This is a genomic window from Stenotrophomonas sp. 82F1, assembly GCF_056861525.1.
Genome location: NZ_JBSPUD010000018.1, coordinates 71,150 through 88,185, shown reverse-complemented (window position 1 = coordinate 88,185; position 17,036 = coordinate 71,150). Strand labels below are relative to the sequence as shown.

The 17,036-nt window shown below is 66.6% G+C and carries 14 protein-coding genes; 11 read left to right on the top strand and 3 right to left on the bottom strand.

All coding sequences use genetic code 11. The features are described 5' to 3' along the window. Nucleotides 1–62 precede the first annotated feature (62 nt). Both AC13GI_RS16295 and AC13GI_RS16290 read right to left on the bottom strand, forming a co-directional pair. Nucleotides 63–2,435: a 3-hydroxyacyl-CoA dehydrogenase/enoyl-CoA hydratase family protein gene (locus AC13GI_RS16295; RefSeq protein WP_099821264.1), complete on the bottom strand. Its 2,373-nt coding sequence runs from the start codon at nt 2,433–2,435 to the stop codon at nt 63–65. A gap of 26 nt (nt 2,436–2,461) precedes the next feature. Then, the gene (locus AC13GI_RS16290; protein WP_482996837.1) at nt 2,462–3,130 is read right to left on the bottom strand and encodes a TetR/AcrR family transcriptional regulator; all 669 of its coding nucleotides are present in this window, start codon (nt 3,128–3,130) and stop codon (nt 2,462–2,464) included. Nucleotides 3,131–3,476: 346 nt separating this feature from the next. On the opposite strand from AC13GI_RS16290, the gene ndk reads away from it, so the two are divergent. The 7 genes from ndk to der all read left to right on the top strand — a co-directional run bounded on the left by ndk (nt 3,477) and on the right by der (nt 10,094). Beyond that, nucleotides 3,477–3,902, top strand: coding sequence for a nucleoside-diphosphate kinase (ndk, locus tag AC13GI_RS16285; protein ID WP_008265389.1), 426 nt, complete (start codon nt 3,477–3,479; stop codon nt 3,900–3,902). A gap of 10 nt (nt 3,903–3,912) precedes the next feature. Next, entirely contained in the window at nt 3,913–5,118 is a 1,206-nt protein-coding gene (gene rlmN, locus AC13GI_RS16280) for a dual-specificity RNA methyltransferase RlmN (RefSeq protein WP_032977561.1), read from the top strand. Beyond that, a complete protein-coding gene (pilW, locus tag AC13GI_RS16275) occupies nt 5,105–5,890 on the top strand; it encodes a type IV pilus biogenesis/stability protein PilW (RefSeq protein ID WP_482996836.1) in 786 nt (261 codons plus the stop codon). Before rlmN ends, pilW begins: the two co-directional genes overlap by 14 nt. An 18-nt stretch (nt 5,891–5,908) precedes the next feature. Next, nucleotides 5,909–6,769, top strand: a complete 861-nt coding sequence (locus AC13GI_RS16270; RefSeq protein WP_482996835.1) for a RodZ domain-containing protein — start codon at nt 5,909–5,911, stop codon at nt 6,767–6,769. A gap of 65 nt (nt 6,770–6,834) precedes the next feature. Continuing rightward, the gene (locus AC13GI_RS16265; RefSeq protein WP_025874997.1) at nt 6,835–7,473 is read left to right on the top strand and encodes a YfgM family protein; all 639 of its coding nucleotides are present in this window, start codon (nt 6,835–6,837) and stop codon (nt 7,471–7,473) included. Further along, nucleotides 7,473–8,681 (top strand): outer membrane protein assembly factor BamB, encoded by a 1,209-nt coding sequence (gene bamB, locus AC13GI_RS16260; protein WP_088100629.1) that lies wholly within the window; start codon nt 7,473–7,475, stop codon nt 8,679–8,681. The genes AC13GI_RS16265 and bamB overlap by 1 nt, the downstream gene beginning before the upstream one ends. Before the next feature lie 15 nt (nt 8,682–8,696). Next, entirely contained in the window at nt 8,697–10,094 is a 1,398-nt protein-coding gene (gene der, locus AC13GI_RS16255; RefSeq protein ID WP_025874993.1) for a ribosome biogenesis GTPase Der, read from the top strand. Nucleotides 10,095–10,154: 60 nt separating this feature from the next. On the opposite strand, the gene AC13GI_RS16250 is transcribed toward der, so the two are convergent. Next, nucleotides 10,155–11,189, bottom strand: coding sequence for an alcohol dehydrogenase catalytic domain-containing protein (locus tag AC13GI_RS16250; protein WP_207761051.1), 1,035 nt, complete (start codon nt 11,187–11,189; stop codon nt 10,155–10,157). A gap of 118 nt (nt 11,190–11,307) precedes the next feature. Here AC13GI_RS16250 and AC13GI_RS16245 point away from each other — a divergent pair, with 118 nt between their 5' ends. From AC13GI_RS16245 to folD, 4 genes are all read left to right on the top strand, one after another. Then, nucleotides 11,308–12,225, top strand: coding sequence for a LysR family transcriptional regulator (locus AC13GI_RS16245; RefSeq protein WP_482996846.1), 918 nt, complete (start codon nt 11,308–11,310; stop codon nt 12,223–12,225). Nucleotides 12,226–12,370: 145 nt separating this feature from the next. After that, complete coding sequence (gene moeB / locus AC13GI_RS16240) at nt 12,371–13,507, top strand: molybdopterin-synthase adenylyltransferase MoeB (protein ID WP_482996834.1); 1,137 nt, start codon at nt 12,371–12,373, stop codon at nt 13,505–13,507. A 550-nt stretch (nt 13,508–14,057) separates the two neighbouring features. Then, a complete protein-coding gene (locus tag AC13GI_RS16235; RefSeq protein WP_482996833.1) occupies nt 14,058–15,887 on the top strand; it encodes a monovalent cation:proton antiporter-2 (CPA2) family protein in 1,830 nt (609 codons plus the stop codon). 172 nt (nt 15,888–16,059) lie between these two features. Then, nucleotides 16,060–16,938 carry a bifunctional methylenetetrahydrofolate dehydrogenase/methenyltetrahydrofolate cyclohydrolase FolD gene (gene folD / locus AC13GI_RS16230; RefSeq protein ID WP_100552320.1) on the top strand — a complete coding sequence of 293 codons (879 nt, stop codon included), beginning with the start codon at nt 16,060–16,062 and terminating at the stop codon, nt 16,936–16,938. Nucleotides 16,939–17,036 lie beyond the last annotated feature (98 nt).

Genomic DNA, 17,036 nt, shown 5'->3' with positions numbered 1-17,036 from the left:
ACCAAGGTGGGCACCTACCAGAGACAGAGGGATGCCGACCCGAAGCCGGCACCCACCATCAATCAATTACGCAGCGGCTTGCCGGTCTTCAGCATGTGCGCGATGCGGGCCTGGGTCTTTTCCTGCTGGGCCAGTTCGACGAAGTGCTTGCGCTCCAGGGTCAGCAGCCACTCTTCGTCGACCAGGGTGCCGCGGTCGACCTTGCCGCCGCACAGCACGGTGGCGATGCGCTCGGCGATCTCGTAGTCGTACGGGCTGATGAAGCGGCCTTCCAGCATGTTGACCAGCATCATCTTGAAGGTGGCGATGCCGACGTCACCGGCCACCTGGATGCGGCGTGCCGGCAGCGGCGGACGGTAGCCCGCTTCGGCCAGCGCACGCGCTTCGGCCTTGGCGATGTACAGCGCCTCGTAGCTGTTGAACACCACCTTGTCGGTGCTGCGCAGCAGGCCCAGTTCCTGGGCGTTGACCGCCGAGTTGGATACCTTGGCCATTGCCACGGTCTCGAAGGTCTTCTTCAGCTCGGCGAACACGTCACCGCCCGGGCCTGCGGCCTGCGAGGCGCGCACGGCCAGTTCCTTCAGGCCGCCGCCGGCCGGCAGCAGGCCGACGCCGGCCTCGACCAGGCCGATGTAGCTTTCCAGGAAGGCCACGGTCTTGGCGCTGTGCATCTGGAACTCGCAACCGCCACCCAGGGCCAGGCCACGCACCGCAGCAACCACCGGCACCAGCGAGTACTTGATGCGCTGGCTGGTGCGCTGGAAGTTGTGCACCATTTCCTCGAACTGGTCGACCTTGCCAGCCTGCAGCAGGCCGAGGGCACCGGCCAGGTCGGCGCCGGCGGAGAAGGGCTCCTTCTGCTGCCAGATCACCAGGCCCTGGAAGTCCTTCTCGGCGCGCGTGACGCACTCCTGCAGGCCGTCCAGCACGTGGTCGGACACGGTGTTCATCTTGGTCTTGAAGCTGACCACGGCGATGCCATCACCGTCGTGCCACATGCGCAGGCCGTCGTTCTCGAACACGGTCTCGCCCGGGGCGAACTTCTCGCCCAGCAGCGGATCCGGGAAGCGCTGGCGCTGGTACACCGGCAGCGACGAACGCGGCAGCTTGGCGTTGCGCGACGGGCTGTAGCTGCCCTCGGCGGCGTGCACGCCGTCGCGGCCATCGAATACCCAATCCGGCAGCGGGGCGTTGCTCATGCTCTTGCCGGCGACGATGTCATCGGCGATCCACTGCGCGACCTGCTTCCAGCCGGCGGCCTGCCAGGTTTCGAACGGGCCCAGCGACCAGCCGTAGCCCCAGCGGATGGCCAGGTCGACGTCGCGCGCGGTCTCGGCGATGTCGGCCAGGTGGTAGGCGCTGTAGTGGAACAGGTCGCGGAAGGTCGCCCACAGGAACTGCGCCTGCGGGTGCTGGCTCTCGCGCAGCTTGGCGAATTTCTCTGCCGGGTTCTTGATCTTCAGGATCTCGACCACTTCCGGTGCAGCGGCGCGGTCAGCCGGACGGTAGTCCTGCTTTTCCAGGTCCAGCACCACGATGTCCTTGCCGACCTTGCGGAAGATGCCGGCGCCGGTCTTCTGGCCCAGGGCACCCTTGGAAATCAGCGCATCCAGCCACTTCGGCGACTTGAAGAACTCATGCCACGGGTCATTCGGCAGGGTGTCGCCCATGGTCTTGATGACGTGGGCCATGGTGTCCAGGCCGACCACGTCGGAGGTGCGGTAGGTGGCCGACTTCGGGCGGCCGACCAGCGGGCCGGTCAGGCCGTCCACTTCATCGAAGCCCAGGCCGAACTGCTGGGTGTGGTGGATGGTGGACAGGATCGAGAACACGCCGATGCGGTTGCCGATGAAGTTCGGGGTGTCCTTGGCGTACACCACGCCCTTGCCCAGGGTGGTGACCAGGAATGCTTCCAGGCCTTCCAGCACGCTGGCGTCGGTGGTGGTGGCCGGAATCAGCTCGGCCAGGTGCATGTAGCGCGGCGGATTGAAGAAGTGCACGCCGCAGAAGCGGTGGCGCAGCTGTTCCGGCAGCACGTCGGCCAGCTTGTTGATGCCCAGGCCCGAGGTGTTGGAGGCCAGCACCGCGTGGTCAGCCACGAACGGGGCGATCTTCTTGTACAGGTCCTGCTTCCAGTCCATGCGCTCGGCGATGGCCTCGATGATCAGGTCGCAGTCCTTCAGCTGTTCCAGGCCGGTCTCGTAGTTGGCCGGGGTGATGGCGTCGGCCAGCGACTTGCTGGCCAGCGGCGCCGGGCTCAGCTTGCCGAGGTTGGCGATCGACTTCAGCACGATGCCATCGGCCGGACCTTCCTTGGCAGGCAGGTCGAACAGCACGGTGTCGACGCCGGCATTGGTGAGGTGGGCGGCGATCTGGGCACCCATGACGCCGGCACCCAGCACGGCGGCGCGGCGGACTAGCAGGGAATTGGACATGGTGTAGGGCCTTTGTTGGTCAGCAGTTACTGGGTGGAATCAATGGAGGCGGGCAGGGCGCTGCCGCTGCGGGCGGCGGCGCGGAATCCGGCCTCGGCGAAATGGATCAGTTCATGCGCGGCATGGGCACGATGCGCCGTTTCGGTGACACCGGCGGGTCGCTTGATCAGCCCGAAATCGGCCATGGCATAGGTCAGCGAGCCGGCCAGGAAATCCAGGCGCCAGTAGAGCTCCTCCTTGCTCAGGCCCGGCACGCAGGTGGCGATCGCCTTGCCGAACTCACGCAGCACGTGGCCGTAGTGGTCGGACAGGAACTTGCGCAGGTTGTCGTTCTTTTCGGCGTAGGCGCGGGCGATCACGCGGACGAAGGCGCCGCCGTTCTGGCGGTCCTGGGCCAGCGCCAGGGCTGGCTCGACGAAGGCGGCCAGCACCGGTCGCAGTTCACCGGGGTGTTCGTTGCGGGCGCGCTCGAGCTGGGCCAGGCGGGCGCCGGTCATCTCGTCCATGCGGCGGCGGAACACCTCGTTGACCAGGTTTTCCTTGGAGCCGAAGTGGTAGTTGACCGCAGCGATGTTGACGTCGGCCTGGCTGGTGACCTGGCGCAGCGAGGTGCCGGCAAAGCCGTGCTGGGCGAACAGCTCCTCGGCGGCGCCGAGGATCCGGTCCTTGGTCGAGAAGTGGGCGGGCTTGGCCATCGGGCGGGCGGACCTTAATCAAACGATTGTTTGATACTAGAACCAGACGGCAGCGTATGGCATTTTGCAGTGCAGCAAAAATGCCTGGGCCGGTCAGATTTCACTCAGGTGGGTGAATGGGCGGACCTGAACCTGTAGAGCCGAGCGCATGCTCGGCTGCTCTTCGGCCCAAAGGCCAGCCGAGCATGGGCTCGGCTCTACTGGAGGGCCGCACGGCCCTCTACCGCGCGCGGGCTTTATCTTTTATAATCCGCGCACGTTTATCAGGCTAAGCCCGCGTTTCGACGCGGCTTTTTTTTTGTTACCCTTCGGGCCATCAGCGGCCCGATTCCATTGGAGACATCCCATGGCGCTGGAGCGCACCCTTTCGATCATCAAGCCGGACGCCGTTGCCAAGAACGTCATCGGCGAAATCTACGCCCGCTTTGAAAAGGCTGGCCTGAAGGTCGTGGCCGCCAAGTACAAGCAGCTGTCGCGCCGTGAAGCCGAAGGCTTCTACGCCGTGCACCGCGAGCGTCCGTTCTTCAACGCACTGGTCGAGTTCATGATCTCCGGTCCGGTGATGATCCAGGCCCTGGAAGGCGAGAACGCCGTCCTGGCCCACCGCGACCTGCTGGGCGCCACCAACCCGAAGGAAGCCGCTGCGGGCACCATCCGCGCCGACTTCGCCGAATCCATCGATGCCAATGCCGCCCACGGCTCGGACTCGGTCGAGAATGCAGCGATTGAAATCGCCTACTTCTTCGCCGCCACCGAAGTCGTCTCGCGCTGAGAGTAATGCCGTGAACGAGGTCGTACAGAAAATCGCCATCCAGCCGCTGCCGAAGTCGGCACCCACGGCTGGCAAGCAGAACCTGCTCGACCTCGATCGCGCGGGCCTGGAGAAGTTTTTCGTCGAGGTTCTCGGCGAGAAGAAATTCCGCGCCCATCAGGTGATGAAGTGGATCCACCATCGCTACGTCACCGAGTTCGATGAGATGACCGACCTCGGCAAGGTCCTGCGCGCCAAGCTGCAGGAGCATGCCGAGGTCCTCGTCCCGAACATCATCTTCGACAAGCCTTCCGCCGACGGCACCCACAAGTGGCTGCTGGCGATGGGCGTGGATGGCAAGAACGCCATCGAGACCGTGTACATCCCCGACAAGACCCGCGGCACGCTGTGCGTGTCCTCGCAGGTCGGTTGCGGCCTGAACTGCACGTTCTGCTCCACTGCCACCCAGGGCTTCAACCGCAACCTGACCACCGCCGAGATCATCGGCCAGGTGTGGATTGCGGCGCGCCATCTGGGCAACGTGCCGCACCAGATGCGCCGCCTCACCAACGTGGTGATGATGGGCATGGGCGAGCCGCTGATGAATTTCGACAACGTCGTGCGCGCCATGAGCGTGATGCGCGACGACCTGGGCTACGGCCTGGCCAACAAGCGCGTGACCCTGTCGACCTCCGGCCTGGTGCCGCAGATCGACCGCCTGTCCACCGAAAGCGACGTGTCGCTGGCGGTGTCGCTGCATGCGCCGAACGACGAACTGCGCGAGACCCTCGTGCCGCTCAACAAGAAGTACCCGATCGCCGAGCTGATGGCCTCCTGCGCACGCTACCTGCGCGCCAACAAGCGCCGCGAATCGGTCACCTTCGAATACACCCTGATGAAGGGCATCAACGACCAGCCCGAGCACGCCCGCCAGCTGGCGCGGCTGATGCACCAGTTCGACAACGCGGTGCAGGCCAGGGACTCGGGCAAGGTCAACCTGATCCCGTTCAACCCGTTCCCGGGCACCCGCTACGAGCGTTCCGAAGAAGCGCATATCCGCGCCTTCCAGAAGATTCTGCTCGACAGCAACGTGCTGACCATGGTGCGCCGTACCCGTGGCGACGATATCGACGCCGCCTGTGGCCAGCTCAAGGGCCAGGTGATGGATCGTACCCGCCGCCAGGCCGAGTTCAACAAGACACTGCAGGCAGGGAAGGGGAGCGATGCTGCTGCCTGACCGCATCTGGCTGGCGCTGCTTGCAGGCGTGCTGGCCCTCTCGGTCACCGCGTGCAAATCGCAACCCAAAGCCAAGCTGGGTCCCAGCCAGGCGACGGTCTATTCGGTCCGCGATCCCGAAGGCGTTCGCCGCCAGGTCCGCGCCGCGGATCTGCTGGCCCTGGCTGTCCGCGACATGCAGAGCGGCAACCTCGATGCCGCCGAGCGCAAGGCGCGCGACGCGATCAAGCTGTCGCCTGCCGACCCCGATGCACTGGTGCTGCTGGCTGGCATCGATGATCAGCGCGGCCATACCCGGCAGGCCGGGGAAGGCTTCCGCAGGGCCGCCGAGCTGGCGCCGCAGCGGGGTGACGTACTCAACAATTATGGTGCCTGGCTGTGCCAGAACGGGCAGGCCGCCGAGTCGCTGGCCTGGTTCGACCGTGCGCTGCAGGCGCCCAGCTACACCACGCCGGCCCAGGCGCAGGCCAACGGCGGCAGCTGTGCATTGGATGCTGGCCAGCTTGATCGCGCCGAACGCAACCTGCGTGCCGCCCTGTCCCAGGTGCCTGGCAACCCGGTCGCGCTGGAGGCAATGGCCCAGCTGAGCTTCCGTCGCGGCCAGTTCATGGAGGCCCGCGCCTTCGCCGAACGTAGGATTGCGGCTGCACCGGCCACGCGTTCCGTGTTACAACTTGCGTCTGAAATCGAGGCGCGGCTGGGTGATCAGGCAGCATCTGATCGCTATCTTCAGCGGATTCGACAGGAATTTCCGCAGGACGCGGGCTCCTAACTCCAGGGTTGATGCATTGTGATTGATGACCAGACTGTGAGCGATCTCGAGACTGTGGCCGGCTGCGGCACCCGCCTGCGCCAGGCCCGCGAGGCCGCCGGACTGACCCTCGAAGACGTCGGCCAGCGCCTGCGCATGCCGGTTCAAGTGGTGAAGTCGCTCGAGCAGGAGCAGTGGCAGAAGCTGGGGGCGCCGGTGTTCGTGCGCGGCCAGCTGCGCAGCTATGCCCGCCTGCTCGGGGTCGATGTCAGCGAACTGCTGGAACAGGCCCAGGTCGGCCCGGTGGTTCCGCCGACTCTGGTCAGCCACACCCATACCCCGCGTGCGCGCCGCATCGCCGAGAATCTCGGCCGTCGCGTGCTGTATGTCGGTATCACCGCGGTGCTGGCGGTGCCGGTCTGGTTCGCCACCCGTGGCCACTTCGATGGCACCGCGCCCTCGCCGAGCACTGCCTCGCTGGACGTGATCCCGGCCGCCGTACCGGTTACCCCGGCCGGTCCCGGGTCCGCCGCTGCAGCGCCCGCCGAAGTGACGGCCGCGCCCGTCGCCAAGCCGACCGCTACCCCTTACGTTGCCTCGCTGGCCCCGGTGCCGCGCGCCGCGCCGGCGCCTGCCGCCAACCTGGACATGCAGTTCAGCGGCGACAGCTGGGTCGATATCGGTGGCCCCGATGGCGCCACCGTGGAGAAGGCGCTCATCAAGTCCGGTGAGAGCCGCAGCTTCACGCCGGGCCAGGTTGCCCGCGTCACCTTGGGCAATGCTTCGGCGGTCCAGGTTCAGCAGAACGGCGCTATCGTCGATCTGACCCCCTACCAGCGAGCCAACGTGGCACGCTTTCAGGTATCCTCTGAAGGCTCCGTAGTCCCGGTTTCGCACTGAGGCGCGGTTTCACCACCTTCGATTAATCCCAATGGTCCCTCCCGATGGGCGGGGCGAGAGTACGCATGGCGATCGACGACCTGCTCGACGAGCACGAACAAAGTGAACGCGTCCGCAGCTGGCTGCGGAAGAATGGCGCCAGCATCCTCGGTGGCGTAGTCATCGCCATCGGTGCCATTGCCGGCTGGCAGTGGTACCAGAAGGATCAGGGCGGCAAGCTGGCCTCGGCCAATGTCGAGTACCAGAAGGCCCTGGTGGGCCTGCAGCAGAACAAGCTCGACGACGCCGCCAAGGCGGTCAAGGCGCTGGAGGCTGGCCCGTCCAGCATCTACGGCGACCTGGCGGCGCTGCAGCTGGCCAAGGCCCAGGTCGATGCGGGCAAGAATGAAGAAGCGCTGGCTACCCTGCGCGCGGTGAAGGTCGAAGGCGACCTGCAGCGCGTGGTCGACCAGCGCGTGGCACGCCTGCTGGTGGCTACCGGCAAGGGCGATGAAGCGATCAAGCTGCTGGGCAGCGCCACCGACAGCAGCAGCCTGGAAATCCATGGCGATGCGCTGATGGCGCAGGGCAAGCGTGACGCGGCCCGCGAACAGTATGAGAAGGCGCTGAAGACGCTGGACGTGGCAGCGCCGCAGCGGCGACTGCTTGAAACCAAGGTTATGGACGCCGGCGGCACCGTCGCCGCCCCTGCGGAGTCGGTTTGATGAGTCAGAAGGTCATGATCACGCGCGTCGCCACCGTACTCCTGCTCGGTATGGCGCTGTCCGGTTGCAGCACCATGAAGGGCTGGTTCGCCGGCAAGGACGCAGCAGCGAAGAAGGCACAGGAGCCGGCGGAACTGGTGAAGTTCGAGCCGACCCTGAAGGTCAACAAGGCCTGGTCGGTCAACCTGGGCAAGGGCGAGCGCCGCATCGGCGTGCGCCAGGGCCCGGCAGTGGCCAACGGTCACGTGTTCGCCGCGGCGATCACCGGTGGCGTGCACGCCATCGACCTGCAGACCGGCAAGAAGGTCTGGACCTGGGAGCCGAAGAAGGAAAAGAAGAAGGCCAAGCTGCGGCTGTCCGGTGGTCCGGGCGTCGGTGAGAACCTGGTGGTCATCGGTACCCTCGATGGCCAGGTGATCGCGCTGGACATCAACGATGGCAGCGAGAAGTGGCGCGCACGCGTGCCGAACGAAGTCATCGCCGCGCCGGCCATTGCCCAGGGCATGGTCTTCGTGCGCAGCAATGACGGCCGCGTCACCGCGTTCGACGCCGGCAACGGCACCCAGAAGTGGTTCAACCCGAGCGAGCTGCCGGCGCTGACCGTGCGCGGCAACGCGGCGGTGGTGGCCGGTCCGGGCGTGCTGTTCATCGGCAAGGACGAGGGCAGCGTCGCTGCGCTGGCCATGCAGGACGGCCGCACGCTGTGGGACCAGAACGTCGGCACCGGCGAAGGCCGTACCGAGCTGGACCGCATGGCCGACGTCGATGGCGCCCCGGTGCTCGACGGCAATACGCTGTTCGTGAGCAGCTTCAAGAACCAGACCATGGCCATCGAAGGCCCGACCGGTCGCCCGATGTGGGCGCGTGACCACGGCGGTGCCGGCGGTGTGGCGGTGTCTTCGGGCAATGTTTTCGTTACCGACAACAAGGGCGGCGTGTTCGGCCTGGACAAGGCCAGCGGCGCGGCGATGTGGTCGCAGACCGCACTGGCCCGGCGCTCGCTGACCGGTCCGGCGCTGCACGGCGACTACGTGGTGGTCGGTGACTACAAGGGATACCTGCATTGGCTGCAGGCCTCCGATGGCGCGATGGCGGCGCGGGCGAAAAGCGGCGGTGATGCGCTTCTGGCCCAGCCAATCGTCGTCGATGGGGTGCTGCTGGTGCAGAACGTTGATGGCAAGCTGACCGCATTCCGGTTGGCAAATTAATACGGAGTAATCGCGATGCTGCCTTTGGTCGCCCTGGTTGGACGGCCGAATGTCGGCAAGTCGACCATATTCAATGCACTGACCCGTACACGTGACGCCCTGGTCCATGACCAGCCCGGCGTCACCCGGGACCGCAACTATGGCGTCTGCCGGCTTGACGAGGACAACCATTTCCTCGTCGTCGATACCGGCGGCATCGCAGAGGAAGAAGAAGGCCTGGCTGGCGCTACCACGCGCCAGGCCCGCGCTGCCGCTGGCGAAGCTGACCTGATCCTGTTTGTCGTTGATGCCCGCGAGGGCACCTCGGCGATGGACGATGAGATCCTGGCCTGGCTGCGCAAGCTGTCGCGCCCGACGCTGCTGCTGATCAACAAGATCGACGGCACCGACGAGGACACCGTGCGTTCGGAGTTCGCCCGCTACGGCTTCAGCGAGATGCTGACCGTGTCGGCCGCCCACCGCCAGGGCCTGGACGACCTGCTGGACGAAGTCATCCAGCGCCTGCCGGAAGAGGGCAGCGGCGAAGAGCTGGACAACGATCCGAACCGCGTGCGCATCGCCTTCGTCGGCCGCCCGAACGTGGGCAAGTCGACCCTGGTGAACCGCATCCTCGGCGAAGAGCGGATGATCGCCTCGGACGTGCCGGGCACCACCCGCGATTCGATCTCGGTGGACCTGGAGCGTGACGGCCGCGAGTACCGCCTGATCGACACCGCCGGCCTGCGTCGCCGTTCGCGCGTGGACGAGGTCGTCGAGAAGTTCTCGGTGGTCAAGACCATGCAGTCGATCGAGCAGTGCCAGGTGGCCGTGCTGATGCTCGACGCCACCGAAGGCGTGACCGACCAGGACGCCACCGTGCTCGGCGCCGTGCTGGATGCCGGCCGCGCGCTGGTGATCGCGATCAACAAGTGGGACGGCCTGACCGACTACCAGCGTGAGCAGGCGGAAACGATGCTGTCGCTGCGCCTGGGCTTCGTGCCGTGGGCCGAGTCCGTGCGCATCTCGGCCAAGCATGGCTCGGGCCTGCGCGAGCTGTTCCGTGCGGTGCACCGTGCGCACGAATCGGCGAACAAGACCTTCACCACCAGTGAAGTGAACAAGGCGCTGGAAGTGGCCTACGAGACCAACCCGCCGCCGACCATCCGCGGCCATGTCTCCAAGCTGCGCTACGTGCACCCGGCCGGCGCCAACCCGCCGACCTTCATCGTGCACGGCACCCGCCTGAAGGAACTGCAGGAGTCGTACAAGCGCTACCTGGAGAACTTCTTCCGCAAGCGCTTCAAGCTGATCGGTACGCCGGTGCAGTTCATCTTCCGCGAGGGTGCCAACCCGTACGAAGGCAAGAAGAACGTGCTGACCGAACGGCAGGTCAAGGCCAAGCGGCGCTTGATGAAGCACGTCAAGGGCAAGTGATCCACGAGAAGGCGGCCGCAGGGCCGCCTTTTTGGTTGTGGCGCGTTACGGCGCGCTTTCTCAGGCGCTGCCCCACGGCAGCAGCACCCCGCGGAACCTCATCCTGCCCGATGCCAGGCGGTCATAGGCCTCGGTCGCGTGGTCCAGGTCAAAGGTCTCGACCATCGGCTTTACCTTGCCGGTGGCGGCAAGCGCCAGCACTTCGCCAAGGTAGTGCTGGCCGCCATGGGTGGCGCCGATCACGCGCTGGCGCATCATGTGGAACGGTACGCCGTCGGACGAGATCGAGAAGGGCTGGCTGAAGTCCAGCCCGCACAGCACCACGCGTCCATCGACACGCAGGCCGGTCATGGCTTCTTCGGCCGAGCTGAATTCGTTGGTGGTCACCAGCAGCACGTCGGCGCCGCCGATCGCCTTCAGTTCCTTGCCACTGGCAACGACCTGGTCGGCGCCCAACTGCAGGGCAAGTGCATGCTTGTCCGCGGAATGCGTGATTGCGATGGTCTCGAAGCCACAGGCTCTGGACAGCTGCAGGGCGACGTGGCCAAGCCCGCCGATGCCAAGTACCGCGATCTTTTCCCGTGGCTGGGGTGCCGCATCGCGCAGCCCGCTCCAGGTCGTGTAGCCGGCACACATCATCGGCGCCGCATCCACGTAGGAGAGTCCGTCAGGCAGCAGTACCGTGCCTTCGGCGGAGATCGCGATGTACTGGGCATGGCCGCCCTGCGCGGCGAAGCCGGTGGTGCGAGGTGCATCGCAGTTCATCGCCGTCTGTCCGGACAAGGGACGGTTCTCGCGGCAGTAGGGACAACGCCCGCAGGAGGACTGGACCCACGTGGTGCCCACGCGATCGCCCACTCGGCGCGAGTGCACGCCGGCGCCCACCTCCACCACTTCTCCGACTACTTCGTGCCCGGGCGTCTGGGGATAGATGTCGCCACCGTAACCCTGGGTTGCCCACACATCGGTGTAGCACATGCCGGACGCGTGAACCTTGACCAGTACCTGGCCCGGTTCGATCGCGGGTACCGGGACGTCCTGTACCTGCCACGGCTTGTTCGGCCCGGTCATCACAACCGCCTTCATCATCTTCATCGTCTTGATCCTGTCTCGGTGGATGAGCGCCGAGGGCCTGCGCCCGCGACAGCGCTGAGCGTAGAATCCGCTGACTATCAAGACAATCGCTTCAATATCTGACAACATGGTGAATCTCATTCAGCAATCGGGTGGGGGTGATCTGGCGGCCTTCACCGCGTTCCTCGCAGTGGCAGCGCACCGCAGCTTCCGCAGTGCGGCGGCGGAGTTGAACATCACGCCGTCGGCGATCAGCCATGCCATCAAGACGCTGGAGCAGCGGCTGGGCGCACGCCTGTTCAATCGCACCACGCGCAGCGTCTCGCTGACCGACGCCGGCGAGCGCCTGGCGGAAAAGCTGCGGCCGGCAATGGCGTCAATCGAGGAGGCGCTGCAGTCGGTGGATACCGAAGTGGGCACGCCGCGTGGCACCGTCCGCATCAATGCCAGCGAAGGCGCCATACGGCTCGTGCTGAAACCGGTGCTTGCACGGTTCCTGCGCCAGTACCCGCAGGTGCATCTGGACATCGTCAGTGACGGCAGATTGGGCGATATCGTTTCGGACGGATTTGATGCGGGTATCCGCCTTGCCGAAGCCGTGCCGCGGGACATGGTGGCGGTAGCGGTGACGCCACCCATGCGGTTCGCGGCGGTTGCCTCACCGACGTACCTGCTTGCGCGCGGCCGGCCACTGCGGCCACTGGATCTGCATCAGCACGACTGCATCCGCTTCCGGTTCGAGAGCGGGGCGATCTATCGCTGGGAGTTCGAGCGCCAGGGCGTCACCGAGCGGGTGAACGTCTCCGGGCCGATCACGCTGACGGACCAGCCGTTGATGGTCGACGCCGCCGTTGACGGCATCGGTATTGCGTTCGTTCCCGAGCATCTGGCGCTGGAGCCGTTGGCCGATGGTCGCCTGCTTCGGTTGCTTGAGGACTGGTGTCCCGAGTTCCCCGGTCTTTCGCTGTACTACCCGGGCCATCGGCATGTTCCTCCCGGGCTGAAAGCGCTCATCGGTCTTCTTCAGCAGCAGGTTGGAAGCAGTCAGCCGGCATAGCGCCTGGCTACGCTTGTGGTGCACATGTAGAGCCGAGCCCATGCTCGGCTGCTTTTCGCGCATTGCCGCGCGCCAGCCGAGCATAGGCTCGGCTCTACAGATCCTGGTCAAGGCGGGTCGATGCCACCTGCGCGATAATGCGGCCATGAGCATTCCAGAGCTTTCCCCCGAGCAGGCACGGGCACGCCTGGCCCATGGCGCAGTGCTGATCGACGTGCGCGAGGCGCATGAGCGGGCCGGCGGCATGGCCGAAGGCGCGCGTGGCGTCGCCAAGGGCGAGCTGCTGGCTGGCGCGACCGCGCACCTGCCGCTGCCGGACCAGGAAATCCTGCTGATCTGCCAGAGCGGCAAGCGCTCGGCCGATGCGGCGCAGGCGCTGCTGGATGCGGGCTATACGAACGTGAGCTCCGTCGCTGGCGGCACCGTCGCCTGGCGTGAGTTGTCGCTGCCGTTGGTGCAGCCGCTGACCAGCGACGCCGATCGTGATTTCTACGACCGCTATTCGCGCCACCTGCTGCTGCCGCAGGTGGGCGAGGCCGGCCAGCGCCGGCTGCAGCAGTCGCGTGTGCTGGTGCTGGGCGCGGGCGGGCTGGGTGCACCGGCCGGCTTCTATCTGGCGGCGGCCGGGGTAGGGCACCTGCGTTTCGCCGACCACGACCGCGTGGAGCGCAGCAACCTGCATCGGCAGATCGTGCATACCGAGGCCAGCGTCGGCCAGCTGAAGGTCGATTCGGCACGCGAGCGGCTGCTGGCGTTGAACCCGTCGATCGAGGTCGAGGCGGTGCCCGAGCGGGTGACTTCGGAGAACGTGGACCGCCTGCTGCAGGATGTCGATGTGGTGCTGGACGGTTCGGACAACTTCCCGCTGCGCTACCTGCTCAACGACGCCTGCATCAAGCACGCCAAGCCGATGGTCTACGCCGCCATCGAGCGCTTCGATGGCCAGGTGAGCGTGTTCGATGCCGGCCGCCAGCGTGGCGTGGCGCCGTGCTACCGCTGCCTGTTCCCGGAGCCGCCGCCGCCGGAGTTTGCGCCCAACTGTTCCGAGGCGGGTGTGCTTGGCGTGCTGCCGGGCCTGGCCGGGGTACTGCAGGCCACCGAGGTGCTGAAGCTGCTGCTGGGCATCGGCGAGCCGCTGGTGGGGCGCCTGCTGCGCTTCGATGCGCTGGGCATGCGCTTCCGCGAGACCGGCATCGGCCCGGACCCGCAGTGCCCGGTTTGCGCGCCGGGTGTGCCGTTCCCCGGGTACATCGATTACGCCGCGTTTTGTCGGGGTGGGTGAAACGCGTCGGGGCGCATCCACGCATGGCGTGGATCTGCTGGGGTGGGCGAACCCGGTTGGGCGCCATCCACGCATGGCGTGGATCTACTGGGCTGGGCGAACCCGGTTGGGCCTCATCCACGCATGGCGTGGATCTACTGGGGTGGGCGAACCCGGTTGGGGCGCATCCACGCATGGCGTGGATCTGCTGGGGTGGGCGAACCCGGTTGGGGCGCATCCACGCATGGCGTGGATCTACTGGGGCGAACGCGGTTGGGCGCCATCCACGCATGGCGTGGATCTGCTGTAGAGCCGAGCCTGCGCTCGGCTGCTCTTCGCGCTGAGGCCAGAATCAGCCGAGCGTGGGCTCGGCTCTACAGGTCATGGCTTCGGGATTGTGCCAACCATGGTTGGCACCTACCGAAGCGCGCGCACGGTTTCAGGATGATGTGCGGGGCCAATCCCGTGATCGTTCCATCTCCAAGACAATAAAACGCAACACACGTGCTATTGCTGTCATCGGTGTTGCTCTATCGTTGAGGCCGATTTCGATTTCCGGGGAACCCACCGCATGGCGGTAGAAGCAGCGACCAGCGAGCTGGTCAAGGTCGTCGCCCTGTTGGGCGCAGCGGTGGTGATGGTGCCGCTGTTCCGTCGGCTCGGCCTGGGCTCGGTGCTGGGCTACTTCGCCGCCGGCCTGGCGATCGGCCCGTTCGGGCTGGGCTGGTTCTCCGACCCGCAGGCGATCCTGCATACCGCCGAACTCGGCGTGGTCATGTTCCTGTTCGTCATCGGCCTGGAAATGCGGCCCTCGCACCTGTGGAGCCTGCGCAAGGAAATCTTCGGGCTGGGCACGCTGCAGATCGTCACCTGCGCGCTGGTGCTGACAAGCATCGCCAAGCTGTTCGGGCTGCCGTGGCAGATCGCCTTCATCGGCGCCACCGGGTTCGTGCTGACTTCCACTGCCGTGGTGATGCAGCTGCTGGCCGAGCGCGGCGATATCGCGCTGCCGTCGGGGCAGAAGATCGTCTCGATCCTGTTGTTCGAAGACCTGCTGATCGTGCCGTTGCTGGCGCTTGTCGCATGGATGGCGCCGGCCGCCGGCAGCGCCGACGGCGAGGGCTCGCGCTGGATATCGGTGGCGATCGGCGTGGGCGCCATCGTCGGCCTGGTGCTGGTCGGCCGCTTCCTGCTCAATCCGCTGTTCCGCGTGCTGGCCGAATCGAAGGCGCGCGAGGTGATGACCGCCGCCGCGTTGCTGGTGGTGCTGGGCGCGGCGCTGCTGATGCAGCTGTCCGGCCTGTCGATGGCGATGGGCGCGTTCCTGGCCGGCGTGCTGCTGAGCGAATCGACCTTCCGCCACCAGATCGAAGCGGACATCGAACCGTTCCGCGGCATCCTGCTGGGGCTGTTCTTCCTCAGCGTGGGCATGGCGCTGGACCTGGGCGTGGTGGCCGGCAACTGGCCGATGATCCTCGGCCTGGTGGTGGCGCTGATGGCGGCCAAGGCGCTGTGCATCTACGTGGTGGCGCGCTTGATGGGCAGCGACCATGCGCAGGCGCTGGACCGTGGTGTGCTGATGGCGCAGGGCGGCGAATTCGCCTTCGTGCTGTTCTCGGCCGCGGCTAGCGCCGGCGTGATCAGCCTGGACATCAATGCCAATTTCACCGCTGTGGTGGTGTTGTCGATGGCGCTGACGCCGCTGGTGGTGCTGGTCTACAAGCGCGTGGCGCCGAAGCCGACCGTCAGCCTGGAAGGCGTGGATACCGCCGATGGCCTGTCCGGCAGCGTGCTGCTGATCGGCTTTGGCCGCTTCGGCCAGGTGGCCAGCCAATCGCTGCTGGCCCGCGACGTGGACGTGACCATCATCGACAACGACGTGGAGATGATCCACAACGCCGAGCGCTTCGGTTTCAAGATCTATTACGGCGACGGCACGCGACTGGATGTGCTGCATGCCTCCGGCGCGGGCAGTGCGCGGGCGGTGGCGGTATGCGTGAACAATGCCGAGGATGCCGACCGCATCGTCGAACTGGTGGCCCATCAGTTCCCACAGGCCAAGCTGCTGGTGCGTTCGTTCGACCGCGAGCATTCGCTGCGGCTGATCCATGCCGGCGTGGATTTCCAGATCCGCGAAACCTTCGAGTCGGCGCTGCTGTTCGGGCAGGCCGCGCTGGTGGAGCTGGGTGCGGAGGAAGATGATGCGCGCGAGATCGCCGAGCAGATCCGTGAGCGCGACGCCGAACGCTTCGAGCTGGAAATGGCCGGCGGCAACCTGCGTGCCGGCGCGCACATGGTGTTTGGCAGCGCGCTGCCGGGTGTGCCGACGCCGACGCCGTTCACCGCGCCCAAGCGCAAGGCGCGCACGCTCAATGCGGATGACGTGCCGGAAGAAGAGTAGAGCCGAGCCCACGCTCGGCTGCTCTTCAGCCGGGTCGCGCTGGACCCGCGCTGCGCGCGCGAGCCGAGCGCAGGCTCGGCTCTACAGGAGTGGGCGGATCGGCGCCGTGCCGGTGGGCGAGGGGGCGTGAATCGGGGACAATAGCGTCCCCGCCGCCCCACGCCCGCACCCGATGACCGACTCCGCCCCCCAGCTTCCTGCCCGCATCCTTGATGGCCGCCGTATCGCCGAGGACCTGCTCGACAGCCTGAAGGTGCGGGTCGACGCCCGTGTTGCCGCCGGTGGCAGCCGCCCCGGCCTGGCCGTGGTGCTGGTGGGTGGCGACCCGGCCTCGACCGTGTACGTGCGCAACAAGCGCCGCGCCGCCGAGAAGGTCGGCATCGAGGCCTATGACTACGATCTGCCGGCCGGCACCACCGAGGCCGAGTTGCTCGACCTGATCGACCAGCTCAACGCCGACCCGAAGATCAACGGCATCCTGATCCAGCTGCCGCTGCCGGGCATTCCCGATGCGCGCCGGCTGATCCAGCGCATCGACCCGCGCAAGGACGTGGACGGTTTCCATCCGGAAAACGTCGGCCATCTGGCCCTGCGCGAGTTCGGCCTGCGCCCGTGCACCCCGCGCGGTATCACCACGCTGCTGGGCCACACCGACCAGCCCGTGCGCGGCCGCAACGCCACCATCGTCGGCGTCAGCAACCACGTTGGCCGGCCGATGGGCCTGGAGCTGCTGATTGCCGGCTGCACCGTGACCAGCTGCCACAAGTTCACCCCCAAGGATGTGTTGGAACAGGCCGTGCGCAACGCCGACATCCTGGTGGTGGCGGTGGGTCGTCCGGGCATCGTGCCGGGCGAGTGGGTGAAGCCGGGTGCAGTGGTGATCGACGTCGGCATCAACCGGTTGGACGACGGCCGGTTGGTGGGTGACGTCGGGTTCGAGGCCGCAGCGCAGCGGGCGAGCTGGATCACCCCGGTGCCGGGTGGCGTGGGTCCGATGACCGTGGCCACGTTGATGCAGAACACGTTGGAAGCGGCGGAAGCCGGGGTCTGATCGGGCTGGGCTGCTTGCGGTTGGGCGTGGTAGCGCCGGGCCATGCCCGGCGGATTGTTGCGGCGCCGCTGCGCTCGCCGGGCATGGCCCGGCGCTAC

Bases quoted from the DNA above. Each gene is read 5' to 3' on its own strand.
- ndk (WP_008265389.1), top strand. From the start codon at position 3,477: ATGGCGCTGGAGCGCACCCTTTCGATCATCAAGCCGGACGCCGTTGCC.
- pilW (WP_482996836.1), top strand. From the start codon at position 5,105: ATGCTGCTGCCTGACCGCATCTGGCTGGCGCTGCTTGCAGGCGTGCTG.
- AC13GI_RS16290 (WP_482996837.1), bottom strand. From the start codon at position 3,130: ATGGCCAAGCCCGCCCACTTCTCGACCAAGGACCGGATCCTCGGCGCC.
- folD (WP_100552320.1), top strand. From the start codon at position 16,060: ATGACCGACTCCGCCCCCCAGCTTCCTGCCCGCATCCTTGATGGCCGC.
- AC13GI_RS16265 (WP_025874997.1), top strand. From the start codon at position 6,835: ATGGCGATCGACGACCTGCTCGACGAGCACGAACAAAGTGAACGCGTC.
- moeB (WP_482996834.1), top strand. From the start codon at position 12,371: ATGAGCATTCCAGAGCTTTCCCCCGAGCAGGCACGGGCACGCCTGGCC.
- AC13GI_RS16295 (WP_099821264.1), bottom strand. From the start codon at position 2,435: ATGTCCAATTCCCTGCTAGTCCGCCGCGCCGCCGTGCTGGGTGCCGGC.
- der (WP_025874993.1), top strand. From the start codon at position 8,697: ATGCTGCCTTTGGTCGCCCTGGTTGGACGGCCGAATGTCGGCAAGTCG.
- bamB (WP_088100629.1), top strand. From the start codon at position 7,473: ATGAGTCAGAAGGTCATGATCACGCGCGTCGCCACCGTACTCCTGCTC.
- AC13GI_RS16235 (WP_482996833.1), top strand. From the start codon at position 14,058: ATGGCGGTAGAAGCAGCGACCAGCGAGCTGGTCAAGGTCGTCGCCCTG.
- AC13GI_RS16250 (WP_207761051.1), bottom strand. From the start codon at position 11,189: ATGAAGATGATGAAGGCGGTTGTGATGACCGGGCCGAACAAGCCGTGG.